Genomic DNA, 15,872 nt, shown 5'->3' with positions numbered 1-15,872 from the left:
GCTCAATGGACGAGCAGGAGACAGGGAATGTCACAACAATCATGGATGATATACGCGCTGGTAGTATTACTTACCGTGAGTGGTTGCCGAAGTTTTCCGCCACCACGCGCTTCAGAAGCACGTTTGCAACTGGGGCTACACTATCTGCTGGCGAAAGATTATGCCGCTGCCGAACGTCATTTGCAGCGCGCCCGGAAGAATGCCCCCGCCGATTACCGGCCGGTTTTAGCATTGGCCAGACTTTATCAGACCCGGGGGCATGATGAGATGGCCGGAGTCTGTTACACTCAGGCAGAGAAAATGGCGCCGGAAAATGGCTATGTGCTTAATAATTACGGTGCGTTTCTTTGTGCTTTAGGGCAGTATGATAAGGCCCGCCCTCGATTTGCGCGGGCGATGCGGGCGACAGAATCCGGCAGCAGGACTCAGGCTCTGCTATCCTCAGGGTTCTGTTTGCTGGATGCAGGAAAAACTGCGCCGGCGGCTGAAAGGCTGATTACTGCTATCATGGATGACAGTTCCGCTGCAGCAACAGTGCTGGCAGAAGCAGGACAGCGGTTGGAGCAACAGAAGTACGCGGATACAAGATTTTTGGCCGATATTTATCACCAGCAACGTTCTGCTACTGCAGAAAGTTTATGGTTAGAGATTCTTTACGCCGCGCGACAACAGGCTACCGCTGATGTGAAACGTTACGGTAACCAGTTAGCGCGGAATTATCCACTTTCGATACAGTACCAGCGTTATTTAGCTAATGAATACTGAAGCCACCCAAGAAAAATCTGCAGTCCAGTCCACAGGTGAACGCCTGCGTATTGCTCGTGAAGCAAAAGGACTGACGCAGCAGAATGTTGCAGAACGTCTTTGCCTGAAAGTGTCCACGGTACGCGATATCGAGGAGGATAAGTCACCGACTGATTTGGCGGCGACCTTCCTGCGCGGATATATCCGCTCTTATGCACGGCTGGTTAACGTACCGGAAGATGATATTTTACCTATGCTGTCCAAGCAGGCCCCGGTTCGCTCAGCCAAAATCACCCCGATGCATAACATCTCACTGGGGAGCAGTAGCCGGCGTAAAAAGCGTGACGGAATGCTGACAACCTTTACTGTACTGGTCATCCTGGTGGTTATCGGCCTGACCGTGGCTTGGTGGTGGCAGAACCACAAAGCTTCCCAGGCGGATATGGCTGCGATGACCAGCTCAGCTGCCGATAACTCCGCCGGGGGTAATGAGCAGTCTATTCCGTTATCTACAGGAGATGCTGACAGTTCGCCGACAGAAAGCCAGTCGGCCCCGGTCAGTACCGATACTACTCCGGCTGTGAACAGTGTTACTCCGTCAGACTCTGCCGATGCTGCGACCACGCAGCCAGCAGCACAGCCTGCGGCCGTTTCTCCGTCTCAGACTCCATTGCCTGCGACTGGCAGTACTGCGGACCAGACTGCAGCCGCAACCGGTACCCCGGCGACAGCGACTACGGATAGCCAACCAGTGCCGGGAACAGCGGCTCCCGCACCCGCCAGTCCGGATGCCGTTGTCATGAATTTTAACGCGGATTGCTGGCTGGAAGTTACTGATGCAACAGGTAAAAAACTGTTCAGTGGCTTACAACACAAAGGGGGGACGCTTAATTTGAGTGGTAAAACCCCATACCGGTTAAAAATTGGTGCGCCGGCGGCTGTTTCTGTTCAGTTCCGTGGCCAGCCAGTAGATTTAAGTCGTTTTATTCGTACAAACCAGGTCGCCCGCCTGACGATTGGTGCACAGTAACGTGCCTTCTCAGGGGACTTGTGGAGAAAAAATATGCATAACCAGGCTCCAATAAACCGTCGTAAATCTACCCGGATTTATGTTGGTAAGGTGCCAGTCGGCGACGGAGCGCCTATTGCCGTCCAGTCGATGACGAATACCCGAACTACAGATGTTGATGCAACCGTTGCACAGATTAAATCGCTGGAGCGGGTAGGGGCAGATATTGTTCGCGTTTCTGTACCTACCATGGATGCGGCCGAAGCTTTCCGGTTGATTAAACAGCGTGTCAGTGTGCCCCTGGTGGCTGACATACATTTTGACTACCGGATTGCCCTGAAAGTCGCAGAATACGGGGTAGACTGTTTACGAATTAACCCCGGTAATATTGGTAATAATGAGCGTATCCGCCAGGTCGTAGATTGTGCCCGCGACCACAATATTCCTATTCGTATCGGAGTGAATGCGGGTTCCCTGGAAAAAGATCTCCAGGAAAAATACGGTGAACCTACTCCACAGGCACTGCTGGAATCAGCGATGCGTCATGTGGATCACCTGGACCGCCTGAATTTCGACCAGTTTAAGGTCAGTGTTAAAGCTTCTGATGTGTTCCTCGCCGTTGAATCTTACCGTCTGTTGGCCAAACAGATTGATCAACCACTTCACCTGGGGATCACCGAAGCCGGGGGAGCCCGTGCCGGTTCGGTAAAATCTGCTATCGGATTGGGACTGCTGTTGTCAGAAGGGATTGGCGATACGCTGCGTATTTCACTGGCAGCCGACCCGGTGGAAGAAATAAAAGTTGGCTTTGATATTCTTAAATCACTGCGTATTCGTGCGCGTGGTATCAACTTTATTGCCTGTCCGACCTGCTCGCGCCAGGAGTTTGATGTCATTGGTACAGTGAATGCACTGGAACAGCGTCTTGAAGATATCATTACCCCAATGGATGTTTCGATTATCGGTTGCGTGGTTAACGGCCCGGGTGAAGCTACGGTTTCTACCCTGGGAGTGACCGGCGGTAGTAAAAAAAGCGGCTTCTACGAAGATGGTGTCCGTCAGCGAGAGAGGCTGGATAATACCGATATGATTGAACAGCTTGAAGCACGGATTCGCGCGAAAGCCTCGATGCTGGATGAAAACCACCGCATCGATGTCCGTCAGGTTGAGAAATAAGGGAGATGCATTCCGTGAAGGAGTGCGTTGTTAACGATTGTTCCTGTGCGGTATCAGCCTCATAAGGTATGATGCCGGACAGGTTTTTTGTTTTAAGAGATTTTGACGTGGCGAAGAATATCCAGGCTATCCGCGGAATGAACGATTATCTGCCAGCAGATACCGCACTTTGGCAACGTATTGAACAGGTCCTGAAACAGGTTCTGGCAGGCTATGGCTTCAGCGAAATACGACTGCCTATAGTCGAACAAACTCCTCTTTTTAAGCGCGCCATCGGTGAAGTGACCGATGTGGTTGAAAAAGAGATGTATACCTTCGATGACCGTAATGGTGACAGCCTGACGCTGCGTCCGGAAGGGACGGCCGGTTGTGTCCGTGCCGGTATTGAACATGGTCTGTTGTACAATCAGGAACAGCGGTTATGGTATATCGGACCGATGTTCCGTTATGAGCGTCCACAGAAAGGGCGTTACCGTCAGTTTCACCAGATTGGTGCTGAGGTATTTGGTCTTAACGGACCGGACATTGATGCTGAATTGATCATGATGACCGCCCGTTGGTGGAAAGCTCTGGGGATTGCTGAACATGTTCGCCTGGAACTGAACTCTATCGGTTCATTAGAAGCGCGCGCAAATTATCGTGACGCCCTGGTGGCATTCCTCGAACAGCATAAAGATGCACTCGATGATGATTGTAAGCGCCGGATGTATACCAACCCATTACGGGTACTGGACAGTAAAAACCAGGATATCCAGCAACTGCTGAATGATGCACCTCAACTGGGGGATTATCTGGATCCTGAATCACGCGAACATTTTGCCGGTCTGTGCAGTCTGCTGGACGATGTGGGGATCAGCTATACCGTGAATCAGCGTCTGGTGCGTGGACTGGATTATTATAACCGTACAGTGTTTGAATGGGTCACCAACAGCCTGGGGTCTCAGGGCACGGTTTGTGCCGGAGGACGGTATGACGGCCTGGTAGAACAACTGGGTGGCCGGGCCACTCCCGCAGTCGGTTTCGCGATGGGTCTTGAGCGGCTGGTACTTTTAGTTCAGGCAGTTAACCCGGAATTTGAACCGACCCGTAAAGTCGATGTCTATGTTATCGCTTCCGGCGCGGGTGTACAGTCAGCCGCCATGCAGCTGGCTGAAAGTCTGCGTGATGCCATCCCGGAAATAAGACTGATGACTAATTTTGGTGGCGGCAACTTCAAAAAACAGTTTGCCCGTGCAGATAAGTGGGGTGCCAGACTGGCCCTGGTGCTGGGTGAAGATGAAGTTAAAAATAACCAGGTGGTTATCAAGGATCTGCGTTCCGGAGACCAGCAAACGGTAGCCCGGAATGACATATCCGGCGTTTTACTGTCTGCGTTGCAGTAACTGACGGATATTTTTAAGCTTTTACAGGAGTAGGATTGCGTGGAAGTTTACAGCAATGAACATGAGCAGACTGATGCTCTCAAACACTTTTTTGCCAACAATGGTAAAGCTCTGGCCGCAGGAATAGTGATTGGTATCGCTGCTCTGGGGGGTTGGCGCTATTGGGTCAGCCACCAGGAAAATACTGCTCTGGTAAATTCTGCCCGCTACCAGCAACTGACAGAGGCAATGAAGGCTGATAAACCTGAAACACTGGAGGCTGTTTCAGCTTTCGTGAGTCAGACTCATGGCTCTTACGGTGCATTAGCGGCGATGGACCTGGCGAAGGTTTATGTTGATGCAGGCCAGACTGATAAAGCCGCCCAACAGCTTCAACAGGGAATCAAAGATACAGAGGATGCTAACCTCCGGGCGGTGATGGGTCTTCGCCTGGCACGTTTGCAGTTACAGCAGAAGCAGGCTGATGACGCCCTGAAAACCCTGGACAGTGTGAAAGGCGACAGTTGGACAGCGATGGCGGCGGATATTCGCGGTGATGCATTGCTGAGTAAAGGCGATACCCAGGGTGCCCGGGCAGCCTGGAGTAAAGGTATTGATTCTGATGCTTCACCTGCGCTGAAACAGATGATGCAGATGAAATTGAATAATTTAAGCTAAGACTGTAAAGAGAGAGCGCATGGAATTACGTAAATACCTGCTGCCGGGACTGTTTTCAGTCACTTTGCTCAGCGGTTGTTCGCTATTCAGTGGCGAAGAAGATGCAGTTAAAATGTCTCCACTGCCTACAGTGGTAAACCAGTTTAACCCGACGCAGGTCTGGGATAAGTCGGTCGGTGATGGTGTGGGTGATTTCTACTCTAACCTGCATCCGGCATGGCAGGACAATGTTGTCTATGCGGCAGATCGTTTCGGTATTGTAGAAGCGCTGGATGCGAATACCGGTAAGCAAAAATGGAAAGTCGACCTTTCCACCAAAACCGGGTTCTTCTCTTCAAATCTGTCAGCAATGCTGTCTGGTGGTATCACCGTACAGGGTGACTTACTGTATATCGGCAGTGAGCACGGTGAAGTGTTTGCGCTGAATACTAAAGACGGTTCAGTCGCATGGCGTACTCAGGTGTCTGGTGAAGCGGTATCACATCCGGTAGTCAGCGATGGTCTGGTATTAATTCATACCAGCAATGGTATTCTGCAGGCTCTGGACCAGACCACCGGTGCCAGCAAGTGGGTGGTTAACCTTGATATCCCGGCTCTGTCCTTGCGCGGTGAATCAGCTCCGGCAGTCGCCTACGGTGGCGCCATTGTCGGGGGGGATAACGGCCGTGTCAGCGCGGTAATCATGAACCAGGGCCAGATGATTTGGCAGCAACGTATCTCCCAGCCAAGCGGTGCCACAGAGATCGATCGTCTGAGTGACGTTGATACGACTCCGGTAATTGTTAACGGTGTGGTTTATGTACTGGCTTATAATGGTGATTTGTCAGCCCTGGATCTGCGTTCAGGACAGATTCAGTGGAAACGTGACATCGGCGGTGTTAAAAACCTGCTGGTGGATAATGGCCGGATCTACCTGGTCGACCAGGATGACCGGGTTGATGCGCTTAATACTGATGGTGGCGTTGAAATCTGGCGTCAGAGTGGTCTGCTGCACCGCAATCTGACCTCACCGGTACTGTTTGACGGGTACCTGGTGGTTGGCGATGGTGAAGGTTACCTGCACTGGATGAACACTCAGGATGGCCGCTTTGTTGCTCAGCAGAAAGTAGATAAATCCGGCTTCCAGACTCAGCCTATCGTTGCCGGGGATAAACTGATTATCCAGGCGAAGAAAGGTGAGGTTTACGCCTTTAAACGCTGAGTAACCGGTAAAAGTACGGGTTAAAATAACCTGCTAATGACGGCTCCTGTGATACAGGGGCCGTTTCGTTTTTCTTCGGCCTGTAGATTTTCCGGGGAATAGCCTGAACTCTGCACAACTAATCGTTATAATCATCCGATTGGTCGAAATATTTTTTGTAATGAGGCTTTATTATGGTACCTGTGGTCGCGCTTGTTGGACGCCCCAATGTAGGAAAATCCACTCTTTTTAACCGTTTAACGCGCACCCGTGATGCGCTTGTGGCGGATTTCCCTGGTCTGACTCGTGATCGTAAGTACGGACGCGCCGAGGTTGAAGGTCAGGAATATATTGTCATTGATACCGGGGGTATCGACGGCATGGAGGACGGTGTTGAAACCCGGATGGCAGCTCAGTCGCTGATGGCCATCGAAGAAGCGGATATTGTGCTATTTCTGGTGGATGCGCGTGCCGGGGTCATGCCTGCGGATGAACAGATAGCACAGCACCTGCGAACCCGTCAGAAGCCTACCTTTCTGGTCGCCAACAAAACCGACGGTATGGACCCCACCAATGCGGTGCTGGATTTTTACTCACTGGGTATGGGTGAGATCCATCCCATTGCAGCAACACATGGCCGTGGTGTCCATAATCTGCTGGAAGCAGTGCTTGAACCGTGGATGGAAACGGAAGAGCCCGAAGAATTAACCGAAGAGCAGGAAAATGCAGCTTACTGGGCGGCACTTGAAGCTGAAGAAAATGACAGCATCCCTGAAGACGAAGAAGACGATTTTGACCCGACGACTCTGCCCATCAAACTGGCGATCGTCGGACGGCCAAACGTCGGTAAGTCCACCCTGACTAACCGTTTCCTGGGGGAAGACCGGGTCGTGGTTTACGATATGCCGGGTACCACCCGTGACAGCATCTATATCCCGATGGAACGTGATGAGCGGGAGTATGTGCTGATTGACACTGCCGGAGTTCGTAAACGCGGTAAAGTGACCGATACCGTCGAAAAATTCTCGGTAATCAAAACACTGCAGGCGATTGAAGATGCCAACGTGGTGTTGCTGGTGATTGATGCCCATGAAGGTATCTCTGATCAGGATCTGTCGCTGCTGGGCTTTATCCTCAACAGTGGTCGTTCGCTGGTTATTGTGGTGAATAAATGGGATGGCTTGTCCCAGGAAATTAAAGAAGAAGTTAAAGAAGCTCTCGACTACCGTCTTGGCTTTATTGATTTTGCCCGTGTGCACTTTATTTCTGCACTGCATGGCAGTGGTGTAGGTAATCTGTTTGAATCGATTACCGAGGCGTATGACAGCGCAACCCGCCGGGTAAACACCTCCATGCTGACCCGCATAATGAATATGGCGGCAGAAGATCATCAGCCGCCTCTGGTCCGTGGTCGCCGTGTGAAACTGAAATATGCTCACGCCGGCGGATATAACCCACCGATTGTGGTTATTCATGGTAACCAGGTTAAAGACCTGCCGGATTCGTATAAACGTTATCTGATGAACTATTTCCGTCGTTCACTGAATGTGATGGGAACGCCTATCCGAATTCAGTTTAAGGAAGGGGATAACCCGTATGCAGGCAAACGTAACCTGCTGACACCTACTCAGCAGCGTAAGCGTAAACGTCTGATGTCGCATCTGAAGAAAAATAAGCGATAATCCGCAAAAGAGGGCTATGAGGCCCTCTTTTTTCATAAGGGAGACAGCTGATGAATTTTATTTGCAGCCATTGCCAGTCCGCGCTCACTGGTGAGCCGGATGACTTATATTGCCCGCAATGCCATGTCCGTTACCGGAATACTGCTTACTGTCCGGAATGCCAGGCAACACTTCAGGTACTCAAGGCTTGTGGTGCGGTAGATTTTTTCTGCCAGCAGCACGGAATGATCTCGTCTTCGCGTGTCATATGGCGTCCGGAAGCCATCGGGAGTGAATAGCTCCGGCGATAAAGTCAGTCTTTAAGCGGCAAAAAGATATCGGTCAGCAACTGATGTTCAGCGACTTCATGGATAAAGTTGTGGTAGTGAAACCACAGCGGAAAATCACGCAGGGTTTCACCACTGCCTGGCAGCCAGTCACGGTACAGAGACTGTGCCAGTGCGGTTAGTCGCTCATGAGAACCCTGATGTCGCACAGTAGCACAGCGCCCTCCCGGAATAACACTGTTCACGACACCAAAATCATTATCTTCAGGTATTGACGCAGAAACTTCACCGGCAATCATAAAACGGAACTGTTGTGGGTCACAGTTGTGTGGGTCGTCCGGTGCAATACCAAAGGTCCGGCAGCGGCGCACTGGTGAATAGCCGCTGGTTTTTCGCCAGGCCACAAACCGGCCAGCGGTCTGATGAATGGTTTCCGGGGACCCCTGATGCAGCAGCATAGCGACAGGGATATCAGGCACAGTAACAATAGCAATTTGCATCGTGGGTTCTCTTCTGATTTGTGGAGCGGCGGGCATCTGGCTATGCCATGACTGCCACTCTGGCTGGCGGCGAAACTCGCCCGGGGAGACACCAAATACCTGTTTAAAGGCACGGCTGAATGACTCTGCATGAGTAAAACCCGTCTCCAGGGCGATATCGGTAATTTTTTGTTCAGGATTAAATGCCAGCCGGTATGAAGCATGCCGCAACCGCATTAGCTGAATATAACGGCCTGGCGGAATACCAATACAGGCCGTAAATTGCCGGTGAAAGTGGAATACGGAAAAATGAGCCACTTTACTGAGGTTATCAAGCAACAGAGGTTCACACAGATGACTGTCGATGTAGTCCAGCACCAGTGTGATTCGTTTTTGATAGTTAGCGGTATAACGTTGTTTGTCGGTCAGCATAGCATTCTCCTGTAGAGAAAGTATGCCGCCCTGTCATGAGGCTGTCCTGACCGATCTTGCTGGATTGCAGCCTCTTCGGTAAAGGAGCGTTACTGAGCGGCTGGGTCCGGTGAAGCTTTAGGGCGCTTTTTAGTGGCGCTGACAGGCTGAGTTGCCGTGACTTCACTCTCGACCCAGCCATCATTCAGTCGGGTACGCAAAGTGTCACCGCGTTGTAACTGACGGGTGTTTTTAATGACGTCACCGTTGGCTTTGGTGGTGACACTGAATCCACGGGCCAGCGTGGCCAGCGGACTGGCAGTTTCCAGTTGTACAGCCAATGAGCCAAAGCGCTGCCGGTTATCATTCAGTTGCTGGCTGATAGCCTGTTGCAGGCGGTAACGTAGCTGACCTAACTCCTGATTTGCCTGGTAAATCTGCGATTGTGGCTGACGTCGTTGTAGACGCCGGGAGAGTTGCTCAAAACGAAGGCTATGTTTTTGTAACTGCTGTTGCAATGCTGTCTGAAGCCGGCGCTGCTGTTCTGACAACAGGTTATGTTGTCTGGTTAAACGCAACTCTGGATGCTGCTGATTCAGGCGGTGCTGAAGTTGTGCAAAGCTACGCTGACGGCGGGCAAGATAAAAATCCATCGCCATTTCCATCTGCTGTTGCGCAGAGATCAATTGCCGCAGTAATTCGGTCTGGTTACGGCTAATCAGTTCTGCTGCGGCAGAAGGCGTCGGCGCCCGGAGGTCAGCAACGAAATCAGCAATAGTGACATCCGTTTCATGTCCGACAGCACTGACCACCGGCAACCGGCTGTTAAAAATGGCCCTTGCGACCCGTTCATCATTGAAACACCATAAATCTTCCAGTGACCCGCCGCCACGGCCCACAATCAGTACATCGCACTCCTGGCGCTGATTAGCCAGTTCAATCGCACGAACAATAGCAGGGACCGCATCACTACCCTGCACCGCAGTCGGATAAATAACGACCGGCAGAGAAGGGTCACGACGACGTAGCACCTGTAAAATATCATGCAGCGCAGCGCCACTGGCGGAGGTAATCACCCCGACCTGGCGAGCCGGAGAGGGCAGCGGTTGCTTATGCTCTGCGGCAAACAGTCCTTCAGCATCCAGGCGATTTTTGAGTTCGGTAAACTGCTGTTGCAACAGACCTTCGCCGGCAGGCTGCATGCTTTCAACAATCAGCTGATAATCGCCGCGCGGATCGTAGAGGGTGACTGAAGCCCGGACCAGCACCTGTTGACCGTTCTGTGGCCGAAAACTGACCCGCTGATTACTGCTGCGAAACATAGCACTGCGAACCTGAGCATTGTCATCTTTCAGGGTAAAGTACCAGTGCCCTGACGAAGGCCGGGTAAAATTGGAAATTTCTGCAGTCAGCCAGATACGGCCCATTTCATGTTCCAGCAACTTTCTGACAGTGGCATTCAGACGGCTGACAGAGAAAATTGTGGCGTTTTCGTCATGCAACATGTGATGAAGATCAAATAGTAAATCAGCGGGTTAATTAACCGATACTACAGTGACCAGTGTAAGTATCAAGAGTTTTTTATAAAAAAAGCTGGAGGCAACCGCTTAGCCCCTGTATAATTCCGCTGCAATATTTTATCACTCCCAGGTCGAGATATTGCTATGCTAAGAATCATTAAAGAAGCCCTCACGTTTGACGATGTTTTACTCGTTCCTGCTCACTCTACCGTACTGCCGAATACTGCAGAGCTCGGTACGCAACTCACCAAAAATATCCGTCTGAATATCCCAATGGTTTCCGCTGCAATGGATACCGTGACCGAAGCTCGTCTGGCTATTGCGCTGGCACAGGAAGGCGGTATGGGCTTTATTCATAAAAACATGACGATTGAGCGCCAGGCTGAAGAAGTCCGCAAGGTGAAGAAATATGAAAGTGGTGTGGTCGTCGATCCACAGACCGTTCTGCCAACAACTTCACTGCAGGAAGTTAAACGTCTGACTGAAGCCAATGGTTTTGCCGGCTATCCGGTAGTAAACAGTGACAACGAGCTGGTGGGGATTATTACCGGCCGTGACGTGCGTTTTGTTACCGACATGAACCAACCTGTATCTGCGGTAATGACCCCGAAAGAACGCCTGGTTACGGTTAAAGAAAGTGATTCACGCGAAGTCGTGCTGCAAAAAATGCACGAAAAACGTATCGAAAAAGCGCTGGTCGTCGATGACGCTTTCCACCTGCTGGGGATGATCACCGTAAAAGATTTCCAGAAAGCAGAACGTAAACCTAACGCCTGTAAAGATGCACATGGTCGTCTGCGGGTTGGTGCTGCTGTCGGAGCGGGTGCCGGCAATGAAGAGCGTGTAGATGCTCTGGTGGCTGCGGGCGTTGATGTGCTGCTGATTGACTCTTCTCACGGTCATTCTGAAGGTGTATTGCAACGTATCCGTGATACCCGTGCTAAATATCCAAACCTGGAAATTATTGGTGGTAACGTGGCTACCGCGGCCGGCGCTAAAGCCCTGGCTGAGGCGGGTGTCAGCGCTGTGAAAGTCGGGATTGGCCCTGGTTCTATCTGTACCACCCGTATTGTGACCGGTGTAGGTGTACCGCAGATTAGTGCAGTCTCTGACGCCGTTGAAGCGCTGGAAGGCACCGGAATTCCGGTGATTGCAGACGGCGGCATCCGTTTCTCTGGCGATATCGCGAAAGCTATTGCTGCCGGTGCTTCCTGTGTCATGGTAGGATCAATGCTTGCGGGTACCGAGGAGTCTCCGGGCGAGATTGAACTGTATCAGGGGCGTTCATTCAAATCTTACCGTGGTATGGGCTCGCTGGGGGCGATGTCTAAAGGATCTTCAGATCGTTACTTCCAGTCTGATAACGCAGCAGATAAACTGGTGCCGGAAGGTATTGAAGGGCGTGTGGCTTATAAAGGCCGTATGAAAGAGATCATTCATCAGCAGATGGGGGGCCTGCGTTCATGTATGGGTCTGACCGGTTGCCAGACGATTAATGATCTGCGCACTAAAGCTGAATTTGTTCGCATTAGTGGTGCCGGTATTTCTGAAAGCCATGTGCATGATGTGACTATCACTAAAGAAGCTCCAAACTACCGCACCGGATCTTAATCTCTTCCTGTATCATGCGCCCGGCTCACCGTCGGGCGCTTTAATTTTTTTGCCTGGAAAACTGTAATGACGACGGAAAATATTCATAAACACCGAATCCTGATCCTTGATTTTGGTTCTCAATATACTCAGCTGGTTGCACGCCGTGTTCGTGAACTGGGTGTGTACTGTGAGCTGTGGGCATGGGATGTCACCGAAGAACAAATCCGCCAGTTTAATCCTAACGGCATCATCCTTTCCGGCGGACCGGAAAGTACTACCGAACTTAACAGTCCACGGGCTCCGGAATACGTGTTTACTGCCGGAGTTCCGGTGCTGGGTGTCTGTTACGGAATGCAGACCATGGCAATGCAACTGGGTGGAAAAGTTCAGGGATCTTCTGAGCGAGAATTCGGTTTCGCGCAGGTAGAAATTAAAGCGGAAAGTGCGCTGGTTAAAGATATTCAGGACAGCCTGAATGCTGCCGGCGTACCTGTGCTGGATGTCTGGATGAGCCATGGCGATAAAGTGACTGCAATTCCTGATGATTTTGTCACTGTGGCCAGCACCGAAACCTGCCCGTTTGCCATTATGGCTAACGAAGAGAAGCGTTTTTACGGGGTACAGTTCCATCCGGAAGTAACCCACACCCGTCAGGGCATGCAGTTACTGCAACGTTTTGTGCTGGATATTTGTCAGTGTGAAGCGCTGTGGACACCGGCAAAAATCATTGATGATGCGGTAGCGCGTCTGAGCGAGCAGGTCGGTGAAGACCATGTGATCCTCGGTCTGTCAGGTGGTGTCGATTCCTCGGTCACTGCGTTATTACTGCACCGTGCTATCGGTTCACGTCTGACCTGTGTGTTTGTGGATAATGGCCTGTTACGTCTGAACGAAGCCGACCAGGTGATGGAAATGTTCGGTGACCAGTTTGGTCTGAACATCGTTCACGTGAATGCGGAAAACCGCTTTCTGGATGCGCTGGCAGGTATTGATGAACCTGAAGCTAAGCGTAAAACTATCGGCCGCGTATTTGTTGAAGTGTTCGACGAAGAAGCACTGAAACTGGACAATGTTAAATGGCTGGCCCAGGGTACCATCTATCCTGACGTTATCGAGTCTGCAGCTTCTGCCACCGGCAAAGCGCACGTGATAAAATCACACCACAATGTGGGTGGCCTGCCAAAAGAGATGAAAATGGGACTGGTCGAACCGCTGAAGGAGCTGTTCAAAGACGAAGTTCGCAAGATTGGTCTGGAACTCGGCCTGCCTTACGACATGCTGTATCGCCATCCGTTCCCGGGGCCAGGTCTGGGTGTTCGTGTACTGGGTGAAGTGAAGAAAGAGTACTGCGATCTGCTGCGCCGTGCCGACGCCATTTTTATCGAAGAGCTGCACAAAGCTGACCTGTACAACAAAGTCAGCCAGGCCTTTACCGTGTTCCTGCCGGTTCGTTCAGTTGGTGTAATGGGCGATGGCCGTAAATACGACTGGGTGGTCTCACTGCGTGCTGTTGAAACTATCGACTTTATGACCGCGCACTGGGCACACCTGCCGTATGACTTCCTCGGCCGTGTATCCAACCGCATTATCAATGAAGTGGATGGTATTTCTCGTGTCGTTTATGACATCAGCGGAAAACCACCAGCGACCATTGAGTGGGAATGATTTAATGTCCGGAATTGTCCGGTACTAACCAGCAAGAAATGCCCTGTAGCCCGCGTAACTGCGGGCTTTTTTGTTTTTTTGTAAGTGTTTTGTGGTTTCAGTTAGCAAATTTTTATGGGTATTATTCATTATTGGTATCATGGATAACATCCGATACCTGGTTGAGTATTATAGATGGCTATGGGATTGAATTTTTAGATCCAATTTTTGGTAAAGATTAAAACCTCGTTTTTTACAGGTATTGCTGAATGATATAAATAAGAAAATAGTAGGGGGATCCTGACAAGTCATCCGGAGATTCTTAGTTTTGTTGTAGAACAGATAAGAGCAGTGCCGGCCCGGGATGAAGCCGATGCAGTCTGTGATGCTAATAATAATTATCTGACGCTCATTTTGGGTTTCATTTTTCCCTGCATAAGTGGCGATGAAAAATGTCCGTTTCTGAAGTGAAGGAAACGGACATTTTTTATTAAAAGGCAGTAAGTTGGGATTGAAATTATAAAGATGGCCCGATACAGACGTTAAACAGCCCGAACTGCAGGAAAGTCTATCTCTGTGTCATTAATGCGATTAATCATATTAGTGAATAATATGGCAGTAACGGCACCCACCGTTTCAACAATCTGCTGATCGCTGAATCCCGCCTCTTTAAATGCAGCAACATGTTGGGCTGATACAGTGCCCCGGGTTGAAACCAGCAACTGCACGAATTTTACAAGTGCATCAATACGTAAATCATCGACCAGAAATCCCTGACGTAATTCCAGCGTTTGGGCTTCGCTGTAACCTGCCTTTAATGCAAGAGGAGTGTGCGCAGCGAGGCAGTAATCACAACCGCTCTCTTCACTGACTGCAAGGTTTATTGCTTCACGCTCTCGCGCAGTCAGGCTGCTTTTGCTCAGAATAGCGTTGAGCTGTAAAGTCTGCGCGAGGAGTTCTGGAGCGTTACTACCTATGGTTAGGTAAGCGTTTGGTACCTTTCCCATCACCTGTTTGATGGTTTTGAACAGTTCGGCAGTTTGACCACTGGCTTCGCTGGCGGGTTTTGACTCTAAGCGGCCCATCTGTTTCTCCTGCGTTTTAATGTTTGTGGGAAGGTGAGTAATAACGAGCCGCAGGCTCGTTATGTGAAAAGTCTTCTATAATGGCCTGGCGCGCACGCTCCCATTCCTGCAATCGACTTTCATCATGCAGGGAAGGAATGGTAATGAACTCTCCCTGAACAAAACCCGAAAGTGCGGCTTCTACCATATCTTCAGCCTGCATTATGATACCCGGGTCAACCCGGCTCAGAGGAAGACCACCGGTTTCCCAGAAGGGAGTTGCTGTGGCGCTGGGCAATACGGCCTGAACCTGAATGCCTTTATCGGCAAGTTCACTGTGAAGTGAACGAGTAAATGCCAGTACGTATGCCTTGCTGCCACCATATACGCCATTCAGTATTTCCGGAGCTATACTCACAATGGAAGCGATATTTATGATTGCTCCCCGGCCACGATCAATGAAGCCTGGAACCACAGCGTAAGTCAGACGGGTAAGGGCGACTACATTGAGATTGATCATTGCTGTCATTTTTTCAACATCACTTTCATGCAGCTTTGTGTGCGTGCCTATACCCGCGTTATTGACCAGAAGAGTAATGCTTGCATCATTACGGAGCCTGCTTTCAAGTGCCGCAAGCTGACCTGAATCATTCAGGTCAGATGCAACCACCTCCACATTACGCTCGTTGTCAGCCGCAATATGACTGGCTATCTGATTCAGGCGGTTGTGATTGCGGGCAACAATTATCAGGTCATACCCCATTTTTGCCAGTTTTGATGCATACAGAGCACCCATTCCTGTAGAAGCACCAGTTATAACGGCAGTTCCTTTCGCTGATACACTCATCGTATTTACCTCATATGATGTGTTGGATGTTTGGATGTAATGAGGCTACTTTAAAGAACCAAAAAGAAAGTGACGCATAAAGGTACGATTTCAGACATTTTGTGTCGCCGGGATAGGCAAAGCGGAACTCATAAGGCTTAATACTGAAATGCATGATTGGAGCGGATTAAATGGGGTATATTGAACAAAGGGCAAAGTGGAGAAAAGTAACTTCACCT

At 50.5% G+C, this 15,872-nt stretch carries 14 protein-coding genes; 10 read left to right on the top strand and 4 right to left on the bottom strand.

Going from position 1 to position 15,872, the window contains the following annotated elements:
- Positions 1 to 27 precede the first annotated feature (27 nt).
- The 8 genes from pilW (at position 28) to HA49_RS20865 (ending at position 8,108) form a co-directional block, all read left to right on the top strand.
- On the top strand, positions 28 to 765 hold the full coding sequence (pilW, locus tag HA49_RS08865) for a type IV pilus biogenesis/stability protein PilW (protein ID WP_038022173.1): 738 nt from the start codon (positions 28 to 30) through the stop codon (positions 763 to 765).
- The gene (gene rodZ, locus HA49_RS08860; RefSeq protein WP_038022170.1) at positions 755 to 1,774 is read left to right on the top strand and encodes a cytoskeleton protein RodZ; all 1,020 of its coding nucleotides are present in this window, start codon (positions 755 to 757) and stop codon (positions 1,772 to 1,774) included. Before pilW ends, rodZ begins: the two co-directional genes overlap by 11 nt.
- Before the next feature lie 33 nt (positions 1,775 to 1,807).
- A complete protein-coding gene (ispG, locus tag HA49_RS08855) occupies positions 1,808 to 2,929 on the top strand; it encodes a flavodoxin-dependent (E)-4-hydroxy-3-methylbut-2-enyl-diphosphate synthase (RefSeq protein ID WP_038022168.1) in 1,122 nt (373 codons plus the stop codon).
- 107 nt (positions 2,930 to 3,036) lie between these two features.
- Positions 3,037 to 4,311 carry a histidine--tRNA ligase gene (hisS, locus tag HA49_RS08850; protein ID WP_038022751.1) on the top strand — a complete coding sequence of 425 codons (1,275 nt, stop codon included), beginning with the start codon at positions 3,037 to 3,039 and terminating at the stop codon, positions 4,309 to 4,311.
- 39 nt (positions 4,312 to 4,350) lie between these two features.
- Positions 4,351 to 4,968, top strand: coding sequence for a YfgM family protein (locus HA49_RS08845; RefSeq protein WP_038022166.1), 618 nt, complete (start codon positions 4,351 to 4,353; stop codon positions 4,966 to 4,968).
- Positions 4,969 to 4,987: 19 nt separating this feature from the next.
- Complete coding sequence (bamB, locus tag HA49_RS08840; protein WP_038022164.1) at positions 4,988 to 6,169, top strand: outer membrane protein assembly factor BamB; 1,182 nt, start codon at positions 4,988 to 4,990, stop codon at positions 6,167 to 6,169.
- Between the two features lie 173 nt (positions 6,170 to 6,342).
- Entirely contained in the window at positions 6,343 to 7,830 is a 1,488-nt protein-coding gene (gene der, locus HA49_RS08835) for a ribosome biogenesis GTPase Der (RefSeq protein ID WP_038022162.1), read from the top strand.
- A 50-nt stretch (positions 7,831 to 7,880) separates the two neighbouring features.
- On the top strand, positions 7,881 to 8,108 hold the full coding sequence (locus tag HA49_RS20865; RefSeq protein ID WP_072055923.1) for a zinc ribbon domain-containing protein: 228 nt from the start codon (positions 7,881 to 7,883) through the stop codon (positions 8,106 to 8,108).
- A 14-nt stretch (positions 8,109 to 8,122) separates the two neighbouring features.
- On the opposite strand, the gene HA49_RS08830 is transcribed toward HA49_RS20865, so the two are convergent.
- Positions 8,123 to 9,007 carry an AraC family transcriptional regulator gene (locus tag HA49_RS08830; RefSeq protein WP_156994583.1) on the bottom strand — a complete coding sequence of 295 codons (885 nt, stop codon included), beginning with the start codon at positions 9,005 to 9,007 and terminating at the stop codon, positions 8,123 to 8,125.
- Positions 9,008 to 9,096: 89 nt separating this feature from the next.
- Positions 9,097 to 10,491, bottom strand: coding sequence for an exodeoxyribonuclease VII large subunit (gene xseA / locus HA49_RS08825; RefSeq protein WP_038022160.1), 1,395 nt, complete (start codon positions 10,489 to 10,491; stop codon positions 9,097 to 9,099).
- A 159-nt stretch (positions 10,492 to 10,650) separates the two neighbouring features.
- Here xseA and guaB point away from each other — a divergent pair, with 159 nt between their 5' ends.
- Positions 10,651 to 12,117, top strand: a complete 1,467-nt coding sequence (gene guaB / locus HA49_RS08820) for an IMP dehydrogenase (protein ID WP_038022158.1) — start codon at positions 10,651 to 10,653, stop codon at positions 12,115 to 12,117.
- A 66-nt stretch (positions 12,118 to 12,183) separates the two neighbouring features.
- Positions 12,184 to 13,764, top strand: coding sequence for a glutamine-hydrolyzing GMP synthase (gene guaA, locus HA49_RS08815; RefSeq protein ID WP_038022157.1), 1,581 nt, complete (start codon positions 12,184 to 12,186; stop codon positions 13,762 to 13,764).
- A gap of 521 nt (positions 13,765 to 14,285) precedes the next feature.
- On the opposite strand, the gene HA49_RS08810 is transcribed toward guaA, so the two are convergent.
- Together HA49_RS08810 and HA49_RS08805 are read right to left on the bottom strand one after the other, a co-directional pair.
- A complete protein-coding gene (locus HA49_RS08810) occupies positions 14,286 to 14,828 on the bottom strand; it encodes a carboxymuconolactone decarboxylase family protein (RefSeq protein ID WP_038022153.1) in 543 nt (180 codons plus the stop codon).
- Positions 14,829 to 14,844: 16 nt separating this feature from the next.
- Positions 14,845 to 15,654: an SDR family NAD(P)-dependent oxidoreductase gene (locus tag HA49_RS08805; protein WP_038022148.1), complete on the bottom strand. Its 810-nt coding sequence runs from the start codon at positions 15,652 to 15,654 to the stop codon at positions 14,845 to 14,847.
- Positions 15,655 to 15,872 lie beyond the last annotated feature (218 nt).

The sequence above is a fragment of the Tatumella morbirosei genome, from assembly GCF_000757425.2.
In the GTDB taxonomy this organism is placed as follows: Bacteria; Pseudomonadota; Gammaproteobacteria; order Enterobacterales; family Enterobacteriaceae; genus Tatumella; species Tatumella morbirosei.
This window is presented reverse-complemented; position numbering and strand designations above follow the sequence as displayed.